This is a genomic window from Orrella marina, assembly GCF_003058465.1.
Classification (GTDB): domain Bacteria; phylum Pseudomonadota; class Gammaproteobacteria; order Burkholderiales; family Burkholderiaceae_B; genus Algicoccus; species Algicoccus marinus.
In genome coordinates, this window is record NZ_CP028901.1 from 1,191,481 (window position 1) to 1,213,119 (window position 21,639).

Annotated in this window: 20 protein-coding genes; 17 read left to right on the forward strand and 3 right to left on the reverse strand. The window is 56.2% G+C overall.

The window, feature by feature from the left end:
* Positions 1–8: 8 nt before the first annotated feature.
* Positions 9–824: a type I methionyl aminopeptidase gene (map, locus tag DBV39_RS05290; protein ID WP_108620647.1), complete on the reverse strand. Its 816-nt coding sequence runs from the start codon at positions 822–824 to the stop codon at positions 9–11.
* 330 nt (positions 825–1,154) lie between these two features.
* Between map and rpsB the strand changes: the two genes are divergently transcribed.
* The 16 genes from rpsB (at position 1,155) to DBV39_RS05370 (ending at position 17,524) form a co-directional block, all read left to right on the forward strand.
* A complete protein-coding gene (gene rpsB, locus DBV39_RS05295; protein ID WP_108620648.1) occupies positions 1,155–1,910 on the forward strand; it encodes a 30S ribosomal protein S2 in 756 nt (251 codons plus the stop codon).
* Positions 1,911–2,057: 147 nt separating this feature from the next.
* On the forward strand, positions 2,058–2,936 hold the full coding sequence (gene tsf / locus DBV39_RS05300) for a translation elongation factor Ts (protein WP_108620649.1): 879 nt from the start codon (positions 2,058–2,060) through the stop codon (positions 2,934–2,936).
* Positions 2,937–3,360: 424 nt separating this feature from the next.
* A complete protein-coding gene (gene pyrH / locus DBV39_RS05305) occupies positions 3,361–4,077 on the forward strand; it encodes a UMP kinase (protein WP_108620650.1) in 717 nt (238 codons plus the stop codon).
* A gap of 12 nt (positions 4,078–4,089) precedes the next feature.
* Complete coding sequence (gene frr, locus DBV39_RS05310) at positions 4,090–4,650, forward strand: ribosome recycling factor (RefSeq protein ID WP_108620651.1); 561 nt, start codon at positions 4,090–4,092, stop codon at positions 4,648–4,650.
* A gap of 73 nt (positions 4,651–4,723) precedes the next feature.
* Positions 4,724–5,431 (forward strand): polyprenyl diphosphate synthase, encoded by a 708-nt coding sequence (gene uppS, locus DBV39_RS05315; protein ID WP_108623106.1) that lies wholly within the window; start codon positions 4,724–4,726, stop codon positions 5,429–5,431.
* Positions 5,431–6,303, forward strand: coding sequence for a phosphatidate cytidylyltransferase (locus tag DBV39_RS05320; protein ID WP_108620652.1), 873 nt, complete (start codon positions 5,431–5,433; stop codon positions 6,301–6,303). The genes uppS and DBV39_RS05320 overlap by 1 nt, the downstream gene beginning before the upstream one ends.
* The gene (locus DBV39_RS05325) at positions 6,300–7,505 is read left to right on the forward strand and encodes a 1-deoxy-D-xylulose-5-phosphate reductoisomerase (protein WP_108620653.1); all 1,206 of its coding nucleotides are present in this window, start codon (positions 6,300–6,302) and stop codon (positions 7,503–7,505) included. Before DBV39_RS05320 ends, DBV39_RS05325 begins: the two co-directional genes overlap by 4 nt.
* A 271-nt stretch (positions 7,506–7,776) precedes the next feature.
* Complete coding sequence (gene rseP, locus DBV39_RS05330) at positions 7,777–9,123, forward strand: RIP metalloprotease RseP (protein ID WP_108620654.1); 1,347 nt, start codon at positions 7,777–7,779, stop codon at positions 9,121–9,123.
* Positions 9,124–9,300: 177 nt separating this feature from the next.
* Complete coding sequence (bamA, locus tag DBV39_RS05335) at positions 9,301–11,583, forward strand: outer membrane protein assembly factor BamA (RefSeq protein ID WP_108620655.1); 2,283 nt, start codon at positions 9,301–9,303, stop codon at positions 11,581–11,583.
* Positions 11,584–11,687: 104 nt separating this feature from the next.
* Positions 11,688–12,308 (forward strand): OmpH family outer membrane protein, encoded by a 621-nt coding sequence (locus DBV39_RS05340; protein WP_227870826.1) that lies wholly within the window; start codon positions 11,688–11,690, stop codon positions 12,306–12,308.
* A gap of 12 nt (positions 12,309–12,320) precedes the next feature.
* Positions 12,321–13,472, forward strand: coding sequence for a UDP-3-O-(3-hydroxymyristoyl)glucosamine N-acyltransferase (gene lpxD / locus DBV39_RS05345; protein WP_108620656.1), 1,152 nt, complete (start codon positions 12,321–12,323; stop codon positions 13,470–13,472).
* A 258-nt stretch (positions 13,473–13,730) separates the two neighbouring features.
* Positions 13,731–14,183: a 3-hydroxyacyl-ACP dehydratase FabZ gene (gene fabZ / locus DBV39_RS05350; RefSeq protein WP_108620657.1), complete on the forward strand. Its 453-nt coding sequence runs from the start codon at positions 13,731–13,733 to the stop codon at positions 14,181–14,183.
* On the forward strand, positions 14,183–14,977 hold the full coding sequence (gene lpxA / locus DBV39_RS05355) for an acyl-ACP--UDP-N-acetylglucosamine O-acyltransferase (protein WP_108620658.1): 795 nt from the start codon (positions 14,183–14,185) through the stop codon (positions 14,975–14,977). Before fabZ ends, lpxA begins: the two co-directional genes overlap by 1 nt.
* On the forward strand, positions 14,974–16,158 hold the full coding sequence (lpxB, locus tag DBV39_RS05360; RefSeq protein WP_108620659.1) for a lipid-A-disaccharide synthase: 1,185 nt from the start codon (positions 14,974–14,976) through the stop codon (positions 16,156–16,158). Before lpxA ends, lpxB begins: the two co-directional genes overlap by 4 nt.
* Positions 16,146–16,730 carry a ribonuclease HII gene (rnhB, locus tag DBV39_RS05365; protein ID WP_108620660.1) on the forward strand — a complete coding sequence of 195 codons (585 nt, stop codon included), beginning with the start codon at positions 16,146–16,148 and terminating at the stop codon, positions 16,728–16,730. Before lpxB ends, rnhB begins: the two co-directional genes overlap by 13 nt.
* A complete protein-coding gene (locus tag DBV39_RS05370) occupies positions 16,727–17,524 on the forward strand; it encodes a TrmH family RNA methyltransferase (RefSeq protein ID WP_108620661.1) in 798 nt (265 codons plus the stop codon). The genes rnhB and DBV39_RS05370 overlap by 4 nt, the downstream gene beginning before the upstream one ends.
* A 31-nt stretch (positions 17,525–17,555) precedes the next feature.
* On the opposite strand, the gene ppsR is transcribed toward DBV39_RS05370, so the two are convergent.
* On the reverse strand, positions 17,556–18,392 hold the full coding sequence (gene ppsR, locus DBV39_RS05375; protein WP_108623108.1) for a posphoenolpyruvate synthetase regulatory kinase/phosphorylase PpsR: 837 nt from the start codon (positions 18,390–18,392) through the stop codon (positions 17,556–17,558).
* A gap of 278 nt (positions 18,393–18,670) precedes the next feature.
* Between ppsR and ppsA the strand changes: the two genes are divergently transcribed.
* Entirely contained in the window at positions 18,671–21,037 is a 2,367-nt protein-coding gene (gene ppsA, locus DBV39_RS05380) for a phosphoenolpyruvate synthase (RefSeq protein ID WP_108620662.1), read from the forward strand.
* A 118-nt stretch (positions 21,038–21,155) separates the two neighbouring features.
* Here the strand turns inward: ppsA and smpB are convergent, their stop codons facing one another.
* Entirely contained in the window at positions 21,156–21,623 is a 468-nt protein-coding gene (smpB, locus tag DBV39_RS05385) for an SsrA-binding protein SmpB (protein WP_108620663.1), read from the reverse strand.
* Positions 21,624–21,639: the final 16 nt, after the last annotated feature.

Here is a 21,639-nt window from a genome sequence, read left to right on the forward strand (position 1 = left end):
CTGCCTGATCAGGCAGCGCTGACACCCGTGTTCGCCCACTCGGGTGGTGCCGGCATGTTGTCCGAAATGGTCAGAACCTCGTGACCAGTCTCCGTGACGAGGACAGAATGTTCCCACTGTGCTGAGAGGCTGTGATCTCGAGTGACCACGGTCCAGCCATCGCCAAGCTGTCGGATATCACGTTTGCCGGCGTTGATCATTGGCTCAATGGTAAAGATCATGCCGGGCTCGAGCACCTGACCCGATCCCGGGCGTCCGTAATGCAGAATCTGGGGATCCTGGTGAAACTTGCGGCCAATACCGTGCCCACAAAACTCTCTGACGACCGAGAAACCGAGCGATTCGGCATGTTTCTGAATTGCATGCCCGATATCGCCAAGCGTTTTGCCTGGCTTGACCTGCATGATCCCAAGCCACATGCAGTCAAACGTTGTTTCGGTCAGACGCCTGGCCTGGATTGACGGTTCCCCGACGTAATACATTCGACTCGTGTCACCAAACCAGCCGTCCTTGATGATGGTGACATCAATGTTGACGATATCGGTCGCCTTGAGTACCCGGTCACCCGGTATGCCGTGACACACCTGATGATTCACCGAAGTACAGATGGCACCAGGAAACGGTGGATAACCAGGCGGCGCATATCCGATGGTGGCCGATTTGACCTTGAGTTCATCAGTGATGTACTCAACCGTCAGACGGTCAAGTTCGCCGGTCGTGACGCCCGGTTTGACGAAGGGAGTGAGGTAATCAAGTACTTTGGCTGCGTCACGGCATGCAGCGCGCATCTTGTCCAGATCGGAGGGGTCGGTGACCAATGGCATAAGGCAGTTGAGTAGAAACCCGTAAAAAGGTTAGAATTATAGGCTTTCCGTAAAACCGGGTCAGAGAAACACGATTCGTAACGCGGAAATTCGCGGTCCGGTCCGACAAAGTTGGCCGTCTTTCCCGGCATCAAGGGTGTCATCGCAAGCTTTCCGAAATCTCTTCGAGATCCGGGATCCTGTGCATGCATCCCCGTCAGGATAACAGCCTTCAGGCCGGATCAAATAGCGTAATGCGTCACCAGGGTGCTGAATGCTGCCGGTTTCACCTGACTTAACCCGGCCTTCGGTGCAGACACATTGCAAGACCTAACCCTCGGAGATTTATTCATGTCATTGATGCGTGAAATGCTGGAAGCTGGCGTCCACTTCGGACACCAGACGCGCTACTGGAACCCCAAGATGGCTCCTTACATCTTTGGTCAGCGCAACAAGATCCATATCATCAACCTCGAGAAATCCGTCGAGAAATTCGCCGACGCTGCAAAGTTTGTGCGCTCGGTTGCTGCCAAGAACGGCACCGTTCTGTTTGTCGGGACCAAACGCGCCGCTCGCGAGATCATTGCTAGCGAAGCAGCTCGTTGCGGCATGCCTTTCGTTGATAGCCGCTGGCTCGGTGGCATGCTGACCAACTTCAAGACGGTCAGAAGCTCAATCAAGCGTCTTAAGGAAATGGAAACGCTGGCCGCCGATGGTGGTCTCGAGCGCATGCCCAAGAAAGAGGCACTGCTGTTCACTCGCGAGATGGACAAGCTCAACAAATCGATCGGCGGCATCAAGGACATGAACGGTCTGCCCGATGTGATTTTCATGATCGACGTCGGTTACCACAAGATTGCTGTCGCAGAAGCCAAGACACTCGGCATTCCTGTTGTCGCGGTCGTTGACACCAACCACTCGCCTGACGGCATTGATCATGTCATTCCGGGCAATGACGACTCTGCCAAAGCCATCACCTTGTACGCAGCAGGCATGGCAGACGCCGTCCTTGAAGGCCGTGAGCAAGCCGTCAACGGTGTCATCGAAGCTATCCAGGAAGGCGAAGAGTTCGTTGAAGTCCAGGAAGACGGTGGCGAGAAGGCCTGACCAGGCCTCTAGCCTGGCATCTGGCTCAGAAAGCCGGATGCCAGTCACCATAACTGGTGACGCCAATGAACTTGATGCAGAAATTGAATTAACGCACATGCCAGCCAGCAACCCGGCCAGGCGGGCATGTCACAAGACGGAGTAGATATGGCTGAAATCACCGCAGCAATGGTCAAGACCTTGCGTGAAAAGACCGACGCACCCATGATGGAGTGCAAGAAAGCTTTGACCGAAGCCGAGGGCGACCTGGCGCGTGCAGAAGAGATTCTGCGAGTCAAGCTTGGCAGCAAGGCCAGCAAGGCAGCAAGCCGAGTGACCGCTGAAGGTCTGGTCGGCATCAGCATCCAGTCCGACGGCAAGACTGGCGCAATTGTTGAAGTCAACTGCGAAACCGACTTCGTCGCGAAGAACGAGGACTTCATCAACTTTGTCCAGTCAATCGCTGACCTGGTCGCAACCCAGAACCCCGCTGACGTTGCCACGCTATCCGAACTGGCAATGGGCGACGGTACGGTCGAATCCACCCGCACGGCTCTCGTTGGAAAGATTGGCGAGAACATCGCGGTTCGCCGCTTCAAGCGCCTGGCTTCCGAGCACGGCCTGAGCAGCTACGTTCACGGTGGCAAGATTGGCGTGCTGGTCGACATCAAAGGTGGTGACGAAGTCGGCAAGGACGTCGCAATGCACATCGCCGCTTCCAAGCCACGCGCGATTGACGAGCAGGGTGTTCCGGATGCAGACAAAGAAGCTGAGCGCTCAGTTGCGCGCCAGAAGGCGGCTGAATCGGGCAAGCCGGCCGAGATCGTTGAGAAGATGGTCGAAGGCTCGGTTCAGAAGTTCCTGAAGGAAGTGGCTCTGCTGTCACAACCGTTCGTCAAGAACGACAAGCAGTCGGTTGCTCAGATGCTCAAAGAAAAAGGGGCATCGGTTCAGGCATTTGAACTGTTTGTCGTGGGCGAAGGCATCGAGAAGAAAGTCACTGACTTTGCCGCGGAAGTGGCTGCAACGGCTGCTGGTAACGCCTGATTGCTGACTGTCGGTCCGAAGCCGAGCCGGTTCTTGTTTATGAGCCGACTCGGTTTTTTTTGGGTTGAAGGTTATCGGACAGCCACTCTCGGCCGACAATGACGCAAGACCGGGTCCGGGCGAGATGTAAAAAACCATGCGATCTGGCGATGACCACTGTGGCTATTACTGATGCGTTCGAATCGTTTAAACTTCGGGGGTTCTGCGGTTCAGGAAAGTCAGGACTCATTGCAGTGAGTCAATCTGCAAGAGCGGGTCCTGCAAGCCAGATTCATCGTCAGGCTCGATTACCTTTCTCCTTTGACCATCGTTCACTTACCGTTGTACTTCACGCAAAATTGAAGATTAAACAAGATTGACAGTCACCGGCACAAGCCGTTCAGGCTGTCTGTCCACCAAACCAGCCATTGTTATAGGAAACATCATGCCCGCCCAGCGACACAAGCGTGTTTTGTTGAAACTGTCCGGCGAAGCGCTCATGGGAGAGGATTCGTACGGAATTAATCGCAGCACTATTGTGCGAATGACTGAAGAAGTCAGTTCGGTGGTCCGCCTGGGGGTTCAACTCGCTATCGTCATCGGCGGGGGTAACATTTTCCGCGGGGTTGCTCCCGGTGCGCAGGGAATGGATCGAGCCACGGCTGACTACATGGGCATGATGGCCACGGTCATGAATGCGCTCGCTCTGCAAGACGCACTCAAACATCAAAAGGTCGACGCCCGGGTTCAGTCCGCTCTCAAGATCGAGCAGGTCGTCGAGCCTTACATTCGCCCCAAGGCTTTGCGCTATCTCGAAGAGAGCAAGGTCGTCATTTTTGCGGCGGGTACGGGTAATCCGTTCTTTACAACCGACACCGCCGCTGCCTTGCGGGGGGCCGAGATGGGTGCCGAGATTGTTCTCAAGGCCACTAAAGTCGACGGTATCTACAGCGCCGACCCCAACAAAGACCCGTCCGCCACGCGTTACTCTCGCATCAGTTTTGACGAGGTGATTGCCCGGCGGCTTGAAGTGATGGACGCGACAGCCTTTGCATTGTGTCGCGACCAGAAATTGCCGATTCGTGTGTTCTCCATCAACAAGCATGGTGCTTTGCAAAGAGCCATCGACGGTGAGGATGAGGGCACACTCGTTCACGTATAAGGTAGGATCCCTATGAGCATCAACGAAATTCAGTCATCCACCGACACCAAGATGGGCAAGTCGATCGAAGCCCTGAAGTCGAGTCTTGCCAAGATCCGCACTGGGCGTGCATCAACCGGATTGCTAGACCACATTGAGGTCGAGTACTACGGCTCTCCCACGCCTTTGAACCAGGTCGCCAACGTCACTTTGCTCGACGGACGTACCCTGAACGTGCAGGTATGGGAAAAAAATATGGCCAACATAGTCGACAAAGCGATTCGCGATTCCGATCTCGGTTTGAATCCGCAGGCAATGGGCGATTCGATTCGCGTGCCGATGCCAGCGCTGACAGAAGAGCGCAGACGCGACCTCACCAAGGTTGTACGAGGCGAGGGCGAGGACACCAAGATTGCTGTGCGCAACCAGCGGCGCGATGCAAACGAGGCCCTCAAACGTCTCGTCAAGGACAAGGAAATTTCCGAAGACGACGAAAGAAGGGCTCAGGATCGTATTCAGAAGCTCACCGACCAGTATGTTGCCGAGATCGACAAGCTGGTTGCCCAGAAAGAAGCTGAAATCATGACGGTCTGAGGATTTTTCCGATTTGAAGGTTGCGAGCAAGCCAACATTCTCAAACAAGGTGCCCCGGCACGTTGCCATCATCATGGACGGCAATGGACGCTGGGCCAAGGCACGCCACCTTCCTCGCACTGCTGGCCATATGCGAGGGGTTCAGAGTGTCCGGCGAACAGTCCAGGCTTGCGGGGAGGCTGGCGTTCAGTACCTGACGCTGTTCGCGTTCAGCTCGGAGAACTGGCGTCGCCCGCAAGAAGAAGTCGGCGTACTGATGAAGCTGTTCATGCAGGCACTCGAGAGGGAGGTCACCCAGCTCGACTCGCAGGGCGTGCGTTTGCGTGTGATTGGCGACATCTCCAAGTTCGAGCCGCGTCTGATCCAGAGTATCCATAACGCCGAGAAGCGTACTGAACACAATAATCAGCTTCACCTGACAATTGCGGCTAGCTATGGTGGTCGCTGGGACATCCTGCAAGCGATCGAAAAATCCTTCCAGGAGAATCCAGGGGTGCGTGACGGATCCGTTCCGTTATCCGAGGACTTGCTGGCCAGTCATCTCAGCATGGCCTGGGCGCCCGAACCCGACCTGTTTATCCGCACTGGTGGCGAACAGCGAATCTCCAATTTTCTCATCTGGCAGCTCGCCTATACAGAGCTTTACTTTTCAGATCGTCACTGGCCCGAGTTTGACGAGAAAGACCTGCAGACTGCTTTCGACTGGTACGCCAATCGTGAAAGACGGTTTGGACGCACCAGCGAGCAGCTCGCCGAACTCTCATCGACAGGACGTTTCTGATGCTGCGCCAGCGGGTCATCACGGCAATTGTGTTGCTACTCGTTCTGGCCAGCGTTCTGGCAAGCCCCTGGCAGCAGGCCTGGCCGGTATTTCTGGCAGTTGTCAGCGGGCTGGCGGTCTGGGAATGGCTGCGCATGACCTCACGTCCGATGCCCGTCATTGGCTGGGTGGGTGGTGCAGCCGTCATACTCGGCCTGATCTGGCAAGGCATGCTATGGCAAGGGGCTGTGAAAGAGCCTGTCGGGCTATCGGCTTCCCAAGGTAGCCAGACACTGTTCCTGCTAAGTGTTGCCTTGAGCAGCGCTGTCTGGCTGATGCTGGTACCCATGAAACTCAAGCATGCAGACGTGCATTCAGCCGCGGGCCTGCCGGTCTGGGGGCTCTTTGCGCCTGTCTGTCTTTATGCGACCTGGGGTGCGCTGGTGGTCTGGATGGATCAGGGTGGCATCTGGCTGGTAATTTCGATTCTGGCGCTGGTCTGGATTGCAGACATATTCGCCTATTTCGGCGGCAAGCGCTGGGGCCGCAACAAGCTGGCTCCGGCTATCAGTCCGGGCAAGACTCGCGAAGGGGCCCTTGTAGGACTCAATGGTGTCATTGTATGGATGCTTGTCACCTCACAGATTCCCGGCAGCTACGCCGAACAAGTACTTGAACTTTATGGCTGGTTTCTGCTTATCCTCATCGCAGCATTGCTCGGAGCAGTCTCGATCATGGGCGACCTGTTCGAATCACTTCTGAAGCGTCAGGTCGGCATCAAGGATTCCAGCAATTTGCTACCGGGACACGGAGGCGTGTTTGATCGCATTGACGCGGTGGTTGCCGTCGTCCCCCTGGCTTATCTGATCACCTCACCAAGTCTTTTTCAATGACGCCACAGTCAATCTGCATTCTCGGAGCGACCGGCTCCATCGGGCTCAGTACGATTGATGTCGCCTTGCGACATCCAGACAGATTCCGGATCGTGACACTGACCGCTCGCCAGCGCATGGACGAACTCGCTGAGCTGATCAGACGCACTGGTGCAAGGCGGGTGGTCGTGCCTGACGCCGCCGCGGCACAGCGCGTACGCGAGGGGCTGACCGGGCACACAGGCAAGGTAGAGATTCTTCAAGGCGATCAGGCACTGGCCGACGTAGCAAGCGACGATCATACTGACGTGGTGATGGCTGCTATCGTCGGTGCGGCAGGTCTGCCGGCTGCTCTGGCTGCCGCCCAGACGGGAAAACGGGTACTGCTTGCCAACAAGGAAGCACTGGTTGCTGCCGGCTCGATTTTCATGAAAGCGGTGAGAGAAAGCGGCGCTGTGCTGCTACCGATCGACAGTGAGCACAACGCGATCTTCCAGTGCATGCCAGGTGGAGGACAGGGCAGTATCGGCAACGGACCCGCCAAAGGCGTTAACCGTATCGTGTTGACAGCATCAGGTGGTCCGTTCAGGACTCACAACCCGGACGAGATGGCGCACATCACCCCTGAACAGGCGTGTGCACATCCAAACTGGAGCATGGGACGCAAGATCTCTGTTGATTCCGCGACCATGGTCAACAAGGGCCTGGAGGTTATTGAAGCGCACTGGCTGTTTGACATGACGCCTGATCGCATTGATGTCGTCATCCATCCGCAAAGCATCGTGCACTCGCTTGTCGAGTATGACGATGGATCCATGCTGGCCCAGCTCGGAAATCCTGATATGCGTACACCGATTGCACATGCGCTGGGATTTCCGCAACGAATCGAGGCGGGTGTCGACTGGCTCGACCTGCTCAAAGTAGGGCGTCTGGATTTTGAGGAGGTGAATCTACTACGGTATCCGTGTCTGGACCTCGCCTATCAAGCACTCAGAGGCGGGCAGGGCGCTTGTATCGCATTCAATGCGGCTAATGAAGTCGCAGTCGAGGAGTTCCTGCAGCGTCGAATTCCCTATCCTGGTATCGCTGCGATACTGGAGCAGGCATTGAACTGGTACAGTGCCCGCAGCAACGTTCCGGTTGTGTCGATCGAGCAGGTTCTGGAACTCGATGCGCAAGCGAGAACCTTTGCGCTCGCCGCATGTCAAAGCAGAGCAGCTTGAGCAGGCTGCTGAAAGCCACAAAACAAACCCGACCGGCTGATGCAGTATGCTGTGAGCCAGCCTTGATACTGTTGATTTAACCTGCTCATGCCTTGAGCGTGACAGGTCAACAGTTGCCTGTTCTTTCGAAATTTTCTGTTTCTTTCTCTACTTTTTTATCTGGTTCTTTCTGACTGCAGCCCCGATTGTTTCTGGGCCTACCGATTCTGACTGATGCTTTCGCTCTCTGACCGTTGCCAATGATTCCTTCTGACACCCCCTCTGCTCAAACATGCTGACTACGATTATTTCCTTTCTGATCGCTCTCGGTGTCCTGATTACGTTTCACGAACTGGGCCACTACTGGGCAGCGCGCCGCTGCGGTGTCAGAGTCCTGCGTTTCAGTGTCGGATTTGGCAAGCCAATCTGGAGCCGCACCGATCGCAACGGTACCGAATGGGCTGTGGCCGCCATACCGCTTGGTGGTTACGTCAAGATGCTCGACGACCCACAACAGGCAAAAGAGGAGGGGCTTCCCTACCGAGAAGGTGAGGCGTTCAATCAGAAATCGGTGTGGAACCGGTTCTTCATTGTGGTCGCCGGCCCGGTCGCCAACTTCATCCTCGCCGCGGTGATTTACGCTGGACTGAACGTTGCCGGAACACAGGAACCGCAAGCGATTCTCGCGCAGCCTCCTGCCAGTACGCCGGCTGCACAGGCGGGCATTCTCGAGAACGATCGTCTGATTTCGGTCAACGGCACAACCATCGAGTCCTGGCCACAGGCGCGCTGGTTACTGCTTGACCAGACCATGTCTGGCGGCGCCGTGTCGCTGGGGATCGAGTCGGGAGGGCGCGTAAGTGAGCGGCAGATCGAACTGCCGGGCCTTGCCCCTGATGCACAGGCCGAACAGGAAGACCCGCTCGCCCAGGTCGGACTGTCTCTGGCCCCGGGAAGCGTCCGTTTTGGTCAGGCGCAACCGGATAGTGCAGCCGAACGGGCTGGTCTGCAACCTGAAGACGAAGTAACTTCAATTGGTTCGATCATGCAGCCGGACGTGCTGACCTTTATTGAATTTGTCGAGACTCACGCCGGCGAGCCGATCGAGATTGGTGTGCGCCGTGGCAATACGGATCTGGTCATTCAGGCGGTGCCTGCGCTGGTCACCGCAGCAGATGGACGCGAAGTGGGTCGACTAGGTATTCAAGTTTCGTCAGTTGTTCCAATGGTGACTGTCGAGCACGGCGTGATCGAAAGCCTCTGGAACGGCGTGACCCGCACGTTCGAGACAGCATGGTTTTCTCTGAAGATGCTGGGCAAGATGGTCATTGGCGATGTATCCTTGAAAAACTTGAGCGGTCCGGTCACCATTGCAGACTATGCTGGCCAGTCAGCTAGAATCGGAATCGTCGCCTACCTCGGGTTTATTGCGTTGGTAAGCGTCAGCATCGGCGTACTGAACCTGCTGCCGATTCCGATGCTTGACGGTGGTCATCTGGCGTTTTATACCATTGAGATCATTCGTGGCAAGCCGGCGCCGCAACGCTGGCTCGAAGTCGGTCAGAGGGCTGGCGTAGCTGTGTTGGCGGGGCTGATGAGCGTCGCTTTATTCAACGATCTGGCGCGGCTGTTAAGCTGACCCGGTTCTCAACTAAAATGCCCCGATTCAGGGGCTTCACCCGCGTTTCACGGGATTAGACGGTTTATGCAACGACATTCAATGGGTTTGAGAAAGATTTCAGCATTCCTTAGCCAGCTAGGCAAGCACAAAGAAACCACGCCATCAACGCGTTCTGCTTCCAGGAGCGTCAAAGCAATGCTGGCCGCAACGCTGCTTGCCGTGCCCATGCTTGCTTCGGCGTTTTCTCCGTTTGTCGTACGCGATATCCGGGTAGAAGGTATCCAGCGAACTGAACCCGGGGTCGTGTTCGCCTATATACCGGTCAAGGTTGGCGAGCGCTTCACGGAAGAAATGGCAACCGATACGATCCGCCAGCTATATTCGACCGGCTTTTTTGAGGATGTACGCATCAGCACTGACAACAACGTGGTGGTTGTGCGTGTGCAGGAACGTCCCGTGATCGCGTCAGTCTCGTTCACAGGAATGCGTGAGTTTGAGTCTTCGCAGATCGTCAAGACATTCCAGGAAGTGGGATTTGGCGAGGGCCGAATATTCGATCAATCGATGCTTGACCAGGCACAGTTTGAACTCAAGCAGCAATATCTCACCAAGGGCAAGTACGGTGTCGAGATCACGGCCACCACCACGCCTTTGCCACGCAACCGGGTCGGTGTGAACTTTGACGTGTTCGAAGGCGACATTGCCAAGATCCGTGAGATCCGAATCATTGGCAACAACGCGTTCAGCGAAAGCACCTTGCTTGACCAGATGCAACTGACCACACCAGGCTATCTGACCTGGTACACACAGACCGACCGTTATTCGCGCGAGAAGCTGCAGGCCGATGTCGAGGCGATCCAGTCCTTTTATCTGGATCGAGGATATCTCGAGTTCCGCGCTGAGACACCCCAGGTCACGATTTCGCCTGATCGAGAGTCGATTTACATCACCATCACGATTTTTGAAGGTGAGCAGTACAAGGTCGGCAAGGTCGATCTTGCCGGTACGCTTATGGGGCTCAACGAAGAGATCGAGTCTCTGATCAAAATCAAGTCCGGCGAGACATTCTCCGGGGCCAAGGTCAATGAAACCAGCCAGGCCATCCGTGACTACCTTGGCGGACTTGGCTATGCATTTGCCAACGTCAACCCCAGTCCTGTACCCAATCGCGAAACCCGCGTGGTCGACATGACTTTCTACGTCGACCCGAGTCGACGTGTGTACGTGCGTGGCATCAAAATCACCGGTAACGAGCGAACACGGGACTCAGTGGCCCGGCGTGAAGTTCGGCAAATGGAAGCCGCCTGGTACGACGGCGAGGCGCTCAAACTCTCCAAGGAGCGTCTGGACCGTCTGGGCTACTTTCAGCAAGTCGACCTGACCACCGAACCCGTTCCCGGTTCGGTTGATCAGGTGGATGTAAACATTGCGCTCCAGGAGCGCCAGACTGGTGCAATCAACCTCGGCGTGGGCTACGGCCAGGCCGATGGTGTGATCCTGAGCGCCGGACTGTCTGAGGACAACGTGTTCGGAAGCGGCACGTCACTAACCTTCGCAGTCAATACCAGCCAGAACTCACGGGCGTTTGTGGTGACCCATACTGACCCGTACTGGACGCTTGACGGGGTTAGCCGTTCGATTTCAGGCTACTACCGGACGATTACGCCAACGTTGAATAACCCGGGTAACTACGAAGTCACATCTGCAGGTGGCGGGTTGAATTTTGGTGTGCCGATCACTGAATTCGACCGAATCTTCCTGGGTGCCAACTTCGAGCACAACTCGCTGAGTCTGTACGACGACTCACCGCTGGCCTATGAACAGTTTGTGCAGTCATATGGCGAGTCCACCAACAGTGTGATCTTCAACCTGGGGTGGTCGACCGATACGCGTGACAGCGTGACTACGCCCAACAAGGGCGCCTACACAATGCTCAATGCAACCGTGGGCACGATGGACCTCAAGTACTACATGCTGAGCGCTCAACAGCAATATTACATGCCGATCGGTCGGGATTACACGCTTGCGTTCAATGCCCTGTTCGACTACGGTAATTCGTATGGCGATGGTGATACGCCATATCCCGTCATCAAGAACGTTTACGCGGGTGGTATTGGCACAGTCCGTGGTTTTGTCGGCAACTCGGTTGGTCCGAGAGACGTCAGAACCGGGACATTCCTTGGCGGCTCCAAGCGGGTTGTCGGTAACGTTCAGTTCTACTTCCCGTTCCCAGGAACGCAGCGAGACCGTTCGTTGCGGATGTTTGTGTTTGCGGATGCTGGTCAGGTGTTCGGGTATAACGGAGCTGGCAATATCAACCCCGGTTTTGACTTCTCCGATCTGCGCTACTCCACCGGCATTGGTCTGGCCTGGCTCTCACCGATGGGACCGTTGCAGCTGGTTTATGCCAAGGCACTCAACACCAAACCGGGTGACAATGCCCAGGTCTTCCAGTTCCAGGTTGGAACTGGTTTCTGAGTACGCATGGCGGTTGCAAGACGGCACACCGAACACACATCTGATGCCCTGATTGATGGCACAATGCATTTGATTTGAGAGACATTTTTATGGTGAATTTTGAAATGAAGCGTATCCACTCCCAGCAGTCCACTTTCAACCGTGGTACAGCCGTGCTGTCGCGCACGGTCATCGGCGCAGCTGTTCTGACGTTTGCGGGTGTCTGGGCAATGGCTCAGCCCTCTGTCGCTTTTGGGCAGAGCAACACCAAGCCTGCTACCCCGGTAGTGGCCCAGCAGGCCGAACAGACAAGCACCAAGATTGGCTTCGTCAACACGCAGCGCATTCTGCAGGACTCGGTGCCCGCCAAAGCGGCTCAAGGCAAGATCGAGGCAGAGTTCGACAAGCGTAACCAGGAGCTTCAGAAATCGGTTGAGGAACTGCGCAAGCAGGCCATGGCGTTCGAGAAAGATGCACCGGTTATGGCCGAGAGCGAGCGGAACCGTCGCCAGCGCGAACTGAGCAACATGGACGCCGACATTCAACGCAAGCAGCGCGAGATCCAGGAAGACTTCAATCGCCGCCGTAACGAAGAGTTCGCCGACATTATTGACAGTGCCAACCTGGCGATCAAGGAAATTGCAGAGTCTGAAAATTACGACCTGATTATCCAGGACGCTGTCACAGTCAGCCCACGCGTGGACATCACCGACAAGGTGCTTGAACTGTTGAGCAAAAAGAAGTAATCCTCTTTCACCATGCCGATATTGCTTTCAGAATCTGACGCACCCAGTCTGGCAGACCTGGTGGGTTTTGTGAATGTCAGGGTGCCAGGACTGGTTAGTGCGGTGGAGGATGGAACACAGTTCGATCGCCACACCAAAGTGCAGGGGATCGGATCACTCGCCAGTGCAGGCACGCGAGAAATCTCTTTCATCGTCTCGGCAAAGTATGAGTCCGAATTAGCGAGCACCCAGGCCTGCGCAGTCGCAATGCAGGCGAGTCTGGCTGATTCCCGCGGATCCCGCGCTGCTGAGTCATCTGCGGCGGACAATACGCACGCCTGCGACAAGTCGCCCTATGCAACGGTCATCTGTAGAGAACCGTATCTGTTCTATGCAGTGGTAGCAGGCTGGTTTGAACAGGCCTGCCGCCCAGAACCGGCTGCAGCGATTCACCCCAGTGCAGTTGTCGCTGACGATGCAACAGTCGATCCGAGTGCAACGATTGGACCGAATGTGGTGATCGGGGCACGTAGCTTTATCGGTGCAAACACACGCATTGAGGCCAACTGCACGGTCGGCGATGACTGCGAAGTCGGCCCTGACAGTGTTATTTATCCGAACGTCACGCTGTATGAGCGGGTCCGTGTAGGTGCTCGCGCAATCATTCACGCAGGTGTCGTGCTCGGAGCTGATGGTTTCGGATTTGCGCCGAATCCGATGGCAGGCAAGGGTGCCTGGGGCAAGATTGCCCAGTTAGGCGGGGTACGCATTGGCGATGACGTCGAAATCGGGGCCAACACCACTATCGACCGCGGCGCCCTGGAAGACACGACGATTGGAAACGGCGTCAAACTCGACAACCTTATCATGATCGCTCACAACTGCCAGATCGGTGACCACACGGCGATGGCCGCCTGCGTCGGCATGGCAGGCTCGACGATTGTCGGTCAACGTTGCATCATCGGCGGGGCAGCGATGTTCGCCGGGCATCTGACAGTGGTCGATGACGTGCAGATTTCTGGTGGGACAGCAGTCACTTCAGACGTTCGCAAGGCTGGCCGATACACAGGCGTGTACCCATTTGACCAGCACACTGACTGGCAGAAGAACGCAGCCGTGCTCGGGCAACTGTCAACGTTGCGTCGTCGTCTGAGAGACCTTGAACGTCGGGACAGCGGTGTCTGAGCCGCACGCACGCTGGCAGGTCTGAGTCACCCCGGAACTCGTGCCAGTCATCCGCCCCCGGCTTTTCGAATTCCCAGCTTGGTGGCGAACTGCCTTCGACACCATGCACTGCATCACCCAGAAAAAGATTTGATCCAGGCGAATGAGTGCACGCGCTACGCCAGTATCCGAATCCAGCGCGACGATTCAGCGCCACGTTGGATCAATTTCAATACAATACCGGTCTAGAACCGATCTTCCTTCGCTTCAGGAACCTTCATGCAACTAGATATCAAAGCCATCCTCGACCGCATTCCTCACCGTTATCCGATGTTGCTGATCGACCGAGTGGTGGACATGGTGCCCGGAAAGTCCATCGTGGCGCTCAAGAATGTCTCGATCAACGAACCATTTTTTTCAGGCCATTTCCCGCACTATCCGGTGATGCCGGGTGTATTGATCCTGGAAGCGCTCGCTCAGGCTGCAGCGATTTTTTCATTTGCCGATGAAACCGGTCTCAAGCCCAGTGACGAAGAAGTGCTTTACTACTTTGTCGGTATTGATGGTGCCCGCTTCCGTCGTCCGGTCGTACCTGGAGACCAGTTGCACCTGGAAGTCGTCGCTGAGCGGCTGAGCCGAACGATCTGCAAATATGCTGCAGTTGCCAAGGTGGATGGTCAGGTGGCCGCTGAAGCCAAGCTGATGTGTGCAATTCGACCGATGAGTGCCTGATGGCTGTAACGATTCACCCTAGCGCAATTGTCGACCCCAAAGCCATTCTCGAGGATGGCGTCTCTATTGGCGCGTTTAGCATCGTCGGCCCGAACGTCCATATTGGTGCCAGAACCCAGGTAGGTCCGCACTGCATGATCGACGGTCACACTCGCATCGGGGAAGACAACGTTTTTTACCGCTTCTGCTCGATCGGCGGCATGCCGCAGGACAAGAAGTACGCCAACGAGCCCACCCGCCTGGAAATCGGCGACCGGAACATGGTGCGGGAGTATGTCACTTTCAACACCGGGACTGTTCAGGATGTCGGAGTGACCCGACTGGGCTCAGACAACTGGGTGATGGCATACGTCCACGTGGCACATGACTGTCAGATCGGTAACCAGGCCATACTGGCCAATGGCGTACAGATGGGCGGACACGTTCACATCGGTGACTGGGCCATTATCGGGGGTCTCGCGGCAATTCATCAGTTTGGAAAGGTGGGCGCACACGCCATGGTCGGTGGATCGAGTGCCGTTCACAAGGATGTACCCCCATACGTAATGGCTTCGGGCAACCCCTGCATCCCGGTCGGCATCAACGTTGAAGGCTTGAAGCGCAGAGGCTTTTCTTCGGAGGAGGTTTCTGCCCTTCGAGATGCCTACAAGATTATCTACAGACGTGGCCTGTCTATTGTCGAAGCCCGCGAACAACTGGTCCAGCGCCTGACTGACGAGCCGGCGGTGGCCAATGCCATCCAGAGGCTGGTACAGTTTCTGGATGCAAGTGACCGGGGCATCATCCGCTCATGACCCCCATTGGTCTGGTTGCGGGAGAGCCGTCAGGGGATCTGATTGCATCCCGACTGTTGCAGGGAGTGCAGGAACGTATACCTGATCTGGTGGTTCAGGGGATCGGTGGTCCGGCACTTGAGCAAAGCGGCATGCAGATCTGGCATCCCATGGCAGCGCTTTCGGTATTTGGGTATGTAGATGCCCTGAGATCCCTGCCACGTCTGATCAGGATCTACAACGACGTGGCGAAGCGCTGGAAACTGACCCCACCAGCGCTCTTTCTGGGCGTGGATGCACCCGACTTCAACTTGAGACTTGAGGAGAAGTTGCGCGCGCAAGGCGTGCCAACTGTACATTTTGTGGGACCGTCCATCTGGGCCTGGCGTTACGAGCGTATCCATCAGATCCGTCGCGCCGTTTCACATATGCTGGTGCTATTCCCATTCGAAGTCGAGATTTATGAGAAAGAGGGTATTCCGGTCACTTATGTCGGCCACCCGCTCGCTGATGCCATTCCAACCGAACCGGACCGCGCAGGCGTACGGGAGAGCCTGGGCATTGATGCCGACACCCCGGTCGTGGCGATTCTGCCTGGCAGTCGCTCCTCAGAGATCCGCCTGCTCAGCCCGGTTTTTCTGCAGGCAGCAGCACGATTTGCCCAGAAAGAGCCCGGAACATGTTTTCTGGTGCCCATGGTGAATCAGGTCCGCAGGCAGGAATTCGAAGCTTTTCTCGCCCGCTACCCGGTGCCGAATCTGCGCATCATCCAGGCTAGCGGCATACAGTCGCGCGAACAATGGCCCGTCTCATGGCAAGCCATGGCGGCTTGCGATGTAGCACTGGTTGCCAGCGGGACTGCCACACTCGAAACCGCGCTGTTCAAGCGCCCTATGGTCATCAGCTACATTCTGTCGGGAATGATGCGACGTATCATGGCGTTCAAGTCCGGCCAGACGGGACCTAGTGTCCCCTGGGTGGGCCTGCCCAACGTGCTAAGCCGCGAATTTGTCGTACCGGAACTCCTCCAGGAGCAGGCCACCCCGGACAATCTGTTCAGGGAGCTAGACAGTCTCTGGCGAGACGAATCGCGCAAAGCACACATTCGCAGCCAGTTTGAGGATCTGCACCAGATCTTGCGCCGCAATACCGCGCAAAAGGCCGGGCAGGCTGTGGTTGAGTTGTTGACATGTCAGAACTGATGTTTATCGCAGGCGTAGACGAAGCCGGCCGAGGCCCGCTGGCTGGTGAGGTATTTGCTGCCGCCGTGGTACTCGACCCCGAGCGACCGATTGAAGGTCTCAAGGATTCGAAAAAACTCTCTCCAAAACGCCGGGAACAACTGGCCGAACAGATTCGCAATCAGAGTCTGGCCTGGTCCATTGCGAGCGCAAGTGTAGAAGAGATTGATTCCCTGAACATCCTGCAGGCGACCATGCTGGCCATGCAACGAGCGGTCCTGCAGATCAACGTTCCCTTGACGCTGGTGCAGGTGGATGGCAATCGTGCGCCAGATCTCGATATTGCATGTGAAACAATCATAAAGGGTGATTCGAGCGTCCAGGCAATTGCCGCGGCCTCGATACTCGCCAAGACATCCCGGGACGCTTCGGTGATGCGACTCCATGAAGCGTTCCCCGACTACGGATTTGACCAGCATAAAGGGTATGGCACGGCGCTGCATCTGCAGCGCCTGAGAGAACTGGGCCCGACACTGGCTCATCGCACCAGTTTTGCGCCTGTGCGAGTGCTACTGGAAAGGGGCCGCCCGTGAAGGAAATCCAGTCTCGGGCCAATCCATTGTTTCGTCAATGGTTGCATGACAAGGCACATGCTGGACGGCCTGGACATCTGGTCTGGCTCGAAGGCCCGCACCTGTGTCAAAGCTGGTTGCAGAATCAGCTTGAGGTGAAATGGCTGCTGATTGATCAGACCAGGTTCGACCACCCGGAAGTCGTCCAGATCCGCAACCAGATCGACCCGGCCAACTGGGTCGTCATATCGACCTCACTGTTTGACGCACTCTCGGACGTGAAGTCCCACCAGGGTGTGACCTTGCTGGCCGATCTGCCCGCACGGGAGATACCTGTTGACATCCATGGCAGCGCGGTGGTCCTGGACGGCATCCAGGATCCTGGCAATGTAGGCACACTGCTGAGGACGTGTGCGGCTGCCGGTATCCAGACCGTCATCGCCAACGCAGGTACAGCGGGGTGCTGGTCCCCAAAAGTGCTCAGAAGCGCCCAAGGGGCTCATGCAGGTCTGCACATCCATGAAACGCGGGACGCATCCGACTGGTTGCGGGCTTACCGTGAAAATGCCTCGAGCCTGCCTGTCATTGCGACCACCCTTGAAGAAGCGACGTCTCTTTTCTCGATGCGACTACCAGCCAGAGCAATCTGGATATTCGGAAGCGAAGGGCAGGGGGTTTCGTCTGAAATGCTGTCCCTGGCAGATCATCGAGTGAGAATTGACCACAACCAGCAATATGTCGAGTCGCTAAATGTGGCGACTGCCGCCGCATTGTGCCTGTTCGAGCAGGCCCGTCAGCATCGCACGGGCAGATAATGCCCACATCCGACGCCTGCGGCGAAGCCGTTCAGTAGACCATCTGCCGCTCGAGATTGATTTCCTGTAGCACCGTCGTCGAAATCTCCTCAATTGACTTGGTGGTGGTAGACAGGGATGGGATACTTTCCATGCGCATCAGCCTCTCAGCTTCCATCACCTCGTAGCGACACTGCTCGATCGAGGCGTATTTGCTGTTGGGACGGCGTTCGTGCCTGACTTCTGCCAGACGATCCGGCTGAATCGTCAGCCCAAACAGTCGGTGGCGAAATGAATGCAAGGTCGAAGGCAGTGAGCCTCGTTCAAAATCTTCCGGAATCAGCGGAAAGTTTGCCGCCTTGACACCATACTGCATAGCCAGATACAGACTCGTGGGTGTCTTGCCACAGCGCGACACCCCGATCAGGATGACATCAGCCTTTGCCAGATCTTTCACAAACTGGCCGTCGTCATGTGACAGGCTGTAGTTGATCGCGTCAATTCGATTGCGATACTCAACCGAGGTGCCGCCTTTGTGCGACTTGCCGATCGAATGCGTAGACTTTACACCCAGATTCTGTTCCAGAGGCTCCACAAAGCCTGCAAACAGGTCCATGAACATGGCGTTGGCTGTTTTGACCCGAGCCGACAGCTCCGAATTAACCAACGTGGTGAAGGCGATCGGGAGACCATCCTCGCGGCTGGCTGCCTCATTGATTCGGCGGATCGCATCATCGACTTTCTCGTGCGAATCGATAAACGGAACCCGAACCTGTTTGAACTCGACTGACTCGAACTGGGAAAGGACTGAATGGCTAAAAGTCTCGGCTGTAATGCCTGTGCCGTCAGAGAGGATGAAGACGGTTCGCTTGATCGGTTTGTCGCTCACAATATCAGTTCCAAGAATCCGGTGTTGAGGGTAGTACAATCACGGCACAAAAATACCAGAACCGTCCGGCCCTGCGTGTATCCACACAAGTGAACCCAGCAAGTGAATCGAGTCGCCAAACCAGATAGAAATCAGATAGACGATTCGCACTTATGGAGACCGGTCATGTTCCGGGACCTGGAGTCCGACTGGTCAAGGCCAGTTTGGTCAGTGTAGCGCGAGTGTCGCAACCTGCATTGACCAAACTCGCTTTCTATCCATTGTAAAAAGGTAACTCCATGTCATATGTTGTTCCATTTGATCAGCTCCGGATGACGGATGTTGATTCGGTCGGCGGTAAAAACGCCTCGCTTGGCGAAATGATCAGCCAGCTCTCGGATGCCGGTGTACGGGTCCCAGGTGGTTTTGCGACCACCTCCCAGGCGTTTCGGGACTTTCTGGCGCAAACCGGTCTTGACAAGAAAATCCAGGATCGTCTGTTGAGCCTCGACGCCGACGACGTGGGCGCACTCGCCGAAGCCGGGTCACAGATTCGCCAGTGGATCCTTGAGGCCCCCCTGCCTGAGCAGCTAGACCGCGAGATCCGCACTGCGTTTGCCGAACTTGACAAGGACGGTAATGGCTCGTTTGCCGTGCGCTCCTCCGCCACAGCAGAAGACTTGCCTGATGCCTCGTTTGCTGGTCAGCAGGAGACATTTCTGAACGTTGTCGGCATCGACGATGTCATCGACAAGATCCGCCAGGTGTTTGCATCGCTGTATAACGATCGTGCTATCTCGTATCGCGTTCACAAAGGGTTCGCGCACGCTGAAGTCGCTCTGTCGGCCGGCATCCAGCGCATGGTCCGTTCGGATTGCGGCAGTGCAGGTGTGATGTTCACGATTGATACCGAATCTGGCTTTCCAGACGTGGTATTCATCACATCGTCCTACGGTCTGGGTGAAACAGTCGTCCAGGGTGCGGTCAACCCTGACGAGTTCTACGTTTTCAAGCCCTCCCTTGAAAAAGGCCATTACCCGATCGTCAGCCGCCGCATCGGTTCCAAGCTCCTCAAGATGGAGTTTGATGCCGAACGAACCAGTGGACACGCTGTACGTACTATCGACGTCCCCGTCTCCGAACGCAACCGCTACTCGCTGACCGACGACGAAATCATCGAACTGGCCCGCTATGCGGTGATCATCGAGAAGCACTATCAGCGTCCGATGGATATCGAATGGGGTCGTGACGGGCTCGATGGCAAGATCTACATCCTGCAGGCCCGCCCTGAAACAGTGAAATCGCAGCAGTCCGCGCACGATGTCCAGTATCGCTATCGCCTCAAGGCCACCGGTGATGTGCTCATCACGGGTCGCGCGATCGGCCAGAAAATCGGTGCGGGCAAAGTGCGTATCGTGGCTGACGTCTCCGAGATGGACAAGGTTCAGGCAGGCGATGTGCTCGTGACCGATATGACCGACCCCAACTGGGAACCCGTCATGAAGCGCGCAGCGGCAATCGTGACCAACCGTGGGGGCAGAACCTGCCACGCAGCGATCATTGCGCGTGAACTGGGCATTCCGGCTGTGGTTGGTTGTGCAGATGCGACTGATGTTCTGAATGATGGTCAGTCGGTCACGGTATCCTGCGCTGAAGGTGATGAGGGCCGGATCTACGACGGGCTGATCGAGACTGAGGTCGAAGAGGTTCGCCGTGGCGAAATGCCCCCCATCGACCTGAAAATCATGATGAACGTGGGTAACCCCCAGCTGGCATTTGATTTCGCACAGATTCCAAATGAAGGTGTCGGCCTGGCTCGTCTCGAGTTCATCATCAACAATAATATCGGCATTCACCCCAAGGCAGTTCTGGACTATCCGAATGTCGACCCTGAGCTCAAGATGGCAGTCGAGTCTGCAGCCCGCGGCCATGCCAGCCCCAGATCGTTCTTTGTCGACAAGCTTGCCGAGGGAATGGCCACCATTGCGGCAGCGTTCGCACCTAAATCGGTCATCGTGCGTCTGTCAGACTTCAAGTCGAACGAGTATCGCAAACTGGTCGGTGGTTCGCGTTACGAGCCCGAGGAAGAAAACCCCATGCTAGGCTTTAGAGGTGCATCACGCTACCTCGCAGACGATTTTGCAGAATGCTTCCGGATGGAGTGCGAGGCGGTTCGCAAGGTACGCAACGAAATGGGCCTGACCAACATGGAAATCATGGTCCCGTTCGTTCGCACCGTCAACCAGGCCAGGCGAGTGACAGAACTACTCGCAGAACACGGCCTGGCACGTGGTAGCAACGGACTGCGCATCATCATGATGTGCGAAGTGCCATCCAACGCCATTCTGGCCGACGAGTTTCTCGAATACTTCGACGGATTCTCCATTGGCTCGAACGACATGACCCAGCTCACTCTGGGCCTGGACCGGGATTCTGGCATGGAGCTGCTCGCTGCTGACTTCGATGAACGCGATGACGCTGTCAAGTTCATGTTGCGCCGAGCCATCCAGGCTTGCCTGAAGGCCGGGAAATATGTTGGTATCTGCGGTCAGGGGCCCAGTGATCACGCTGACTTCGCGAAGTGGCTGCAGGACCAGGGCATTCTCTCGATCTCGCTGAATCCGGACACCGTGGTTGAAACCTGGAAAGGTCTGGCTGCAAAGTAAAGACGTAACCTGCCATAGTCAGTCCAGTTCCTGGCTGACCGGGCAGCAAGCAAGATATCAGGGCCATCCATGCGGATGGCCCTGATCATGTCAGGAGTGAGTTGCCTGGCCTGGGGTCTCAGTCTGTCCCTGGCTTACTGCGGGTGTCATGCTTCATAATGCGCTCGCGCTCACGTGCCCAGTCCTTGTCGCGCTCAGTGTTACGCTTGTCGTGCTGCTTCTTGCCGCGCCCGAGCCCGATTTCCAGCTTGATTCGCCCGTTACGAAAATGCATGTTCAGCGGTATCAGCGCGTAGCCACGTTGCTCGACCTTGCCAATGAGTTTGCTGATCTCCTCGGCCTTGAGCAGCAACTTCCTGGTTCGAGTGGCGTCAGGAATCGTATGCGTGGAAGTCGAGGCCAGCGGACTGATGTGCATACCGAGCAGCCACAGTTCTGCGTCGAGGATGACGACGTAACTTTCCTTGATCTGAGCCCGCCCGGCACGAATGGCTTTGACTTCCCATCCCTGCAACACCATGCCGGCTTCGAACCGCTCCTCAATGAAGTAGTCATGAAACGCTTTGCGGTTATCGATGATGCTCATGTCAGTTTTTGCTTGA

Coding starts and splice junctions, on each gene's coding strand:
- map (WP_108620647.1), bottom strand. CDS start 824: ATGCCATTGGTCACCGACCCCTCCGATCTGGACAAGATGCGCGCTGCA.
- rpsB (WP_108620648.1), top strand. CDS start 1,155: ATGTCATTGATGCGTGAAATGCTGGAAGCTGGCGTCCACTTCGGACAC.
- tsf (WP_108620649.1), top strand. CDS start 2,058: ATGGCTGAAATCACCGCAGCAATGGTCAAGACCTTGCGTGAAAAGACC.
- pyrH (WP_108620650.1), top strand. CDS start 3,361: ATGCCCGCCCAGCGACACAAGCGTGTTTTGTTGAAACTGTCCGGCGAA.
- frr (WP_108620651.1), top strand. CDS start 4,090: ATGAGCATCAACGAAATTCAGTCATCCACCGACACCAAGATGGGCAAG.
- uppS (WP_108623106.1), top strand. CDS start 4,724: ATGGACGGCAATGGACGCTGGGCCAAGGCACGCCACCTTCCTCGCACT.
- DBV39_RS05320 (WP_108620652.1), top strand. CDS start 5,431: ATGCTGCGCCAGCGGGTCATCACGGCAATTGTGTTGCTACTCGTTCTG.
- DBV39_RS05325 (WP_108620653.1), top strand. CDS start 6,300: ATGACGCCACAGTCAATCTGCATTCTCGGAGCGACCGGCTCCATCGGG.
- rseP (WP_108620654.1), top strand. CDS start 7,777: ATGCTGACTACGATTATTTCCTTTCTGATCGCTCTCGGTGTCCTGATT.
- bamA (WP_108620655.1), top strand. CDS start 9,301: ATGCTGGCCGCAACGCTGCTTGCCGTGCCCATGCTTGCTTCGGCGTTT.
- DBV39_RS05340 (WP_227870826.1), top strand. CDS start 11,688: ATGAAGCGTATCCACTCCCAGCAGTCCACTTTCAACCGTGGTACAGCC.
- lpxD (WP_108620656.1), top strand. CDS start 12,321: ATGCCGATATTGCTTTCAGAATCTGACGCACCCAGTCTGGCAGACCTG.
- fabZ (WP_108620657.1), top strand. CDS start 13,731: ATGCAACTAGATATCAAAGCCATCCTCGACCGCATTCCTCACCGTTAT.
- lpxA (WP_108620658.1), top strand. CDS start 14,183: ATGGCTGTAACGATTCACCCTAGCGCAATTGTCGACCCCAAAGCCATT.
- lpxB (WP_108620659.1), top strand. CDS start 14,974: ATGACCCCCATTGGTCTGGTTGCGGGAGAGCCGTCAGGGGATCTGATT.
- rnhB (WP_108620660.1), top strand. CDS start 16,146: ATGTCAGAACTGATGTTTATCGCAGGCGTAGACGAAGCCGGCCGAGGC.
- ppsA (WP_108620662.1), top strand. CDS start 18,671: ATGTCATATGTTGTTCCATTTGATCAGCTCCGGATGACGGATGTTGAT.
- smpB (WP_108620663.1), bottom strand. CDS start 21,623: ATGAGCATCATCGATAACCGCAAAGCGTTTCATGACTACTTCATTGAG.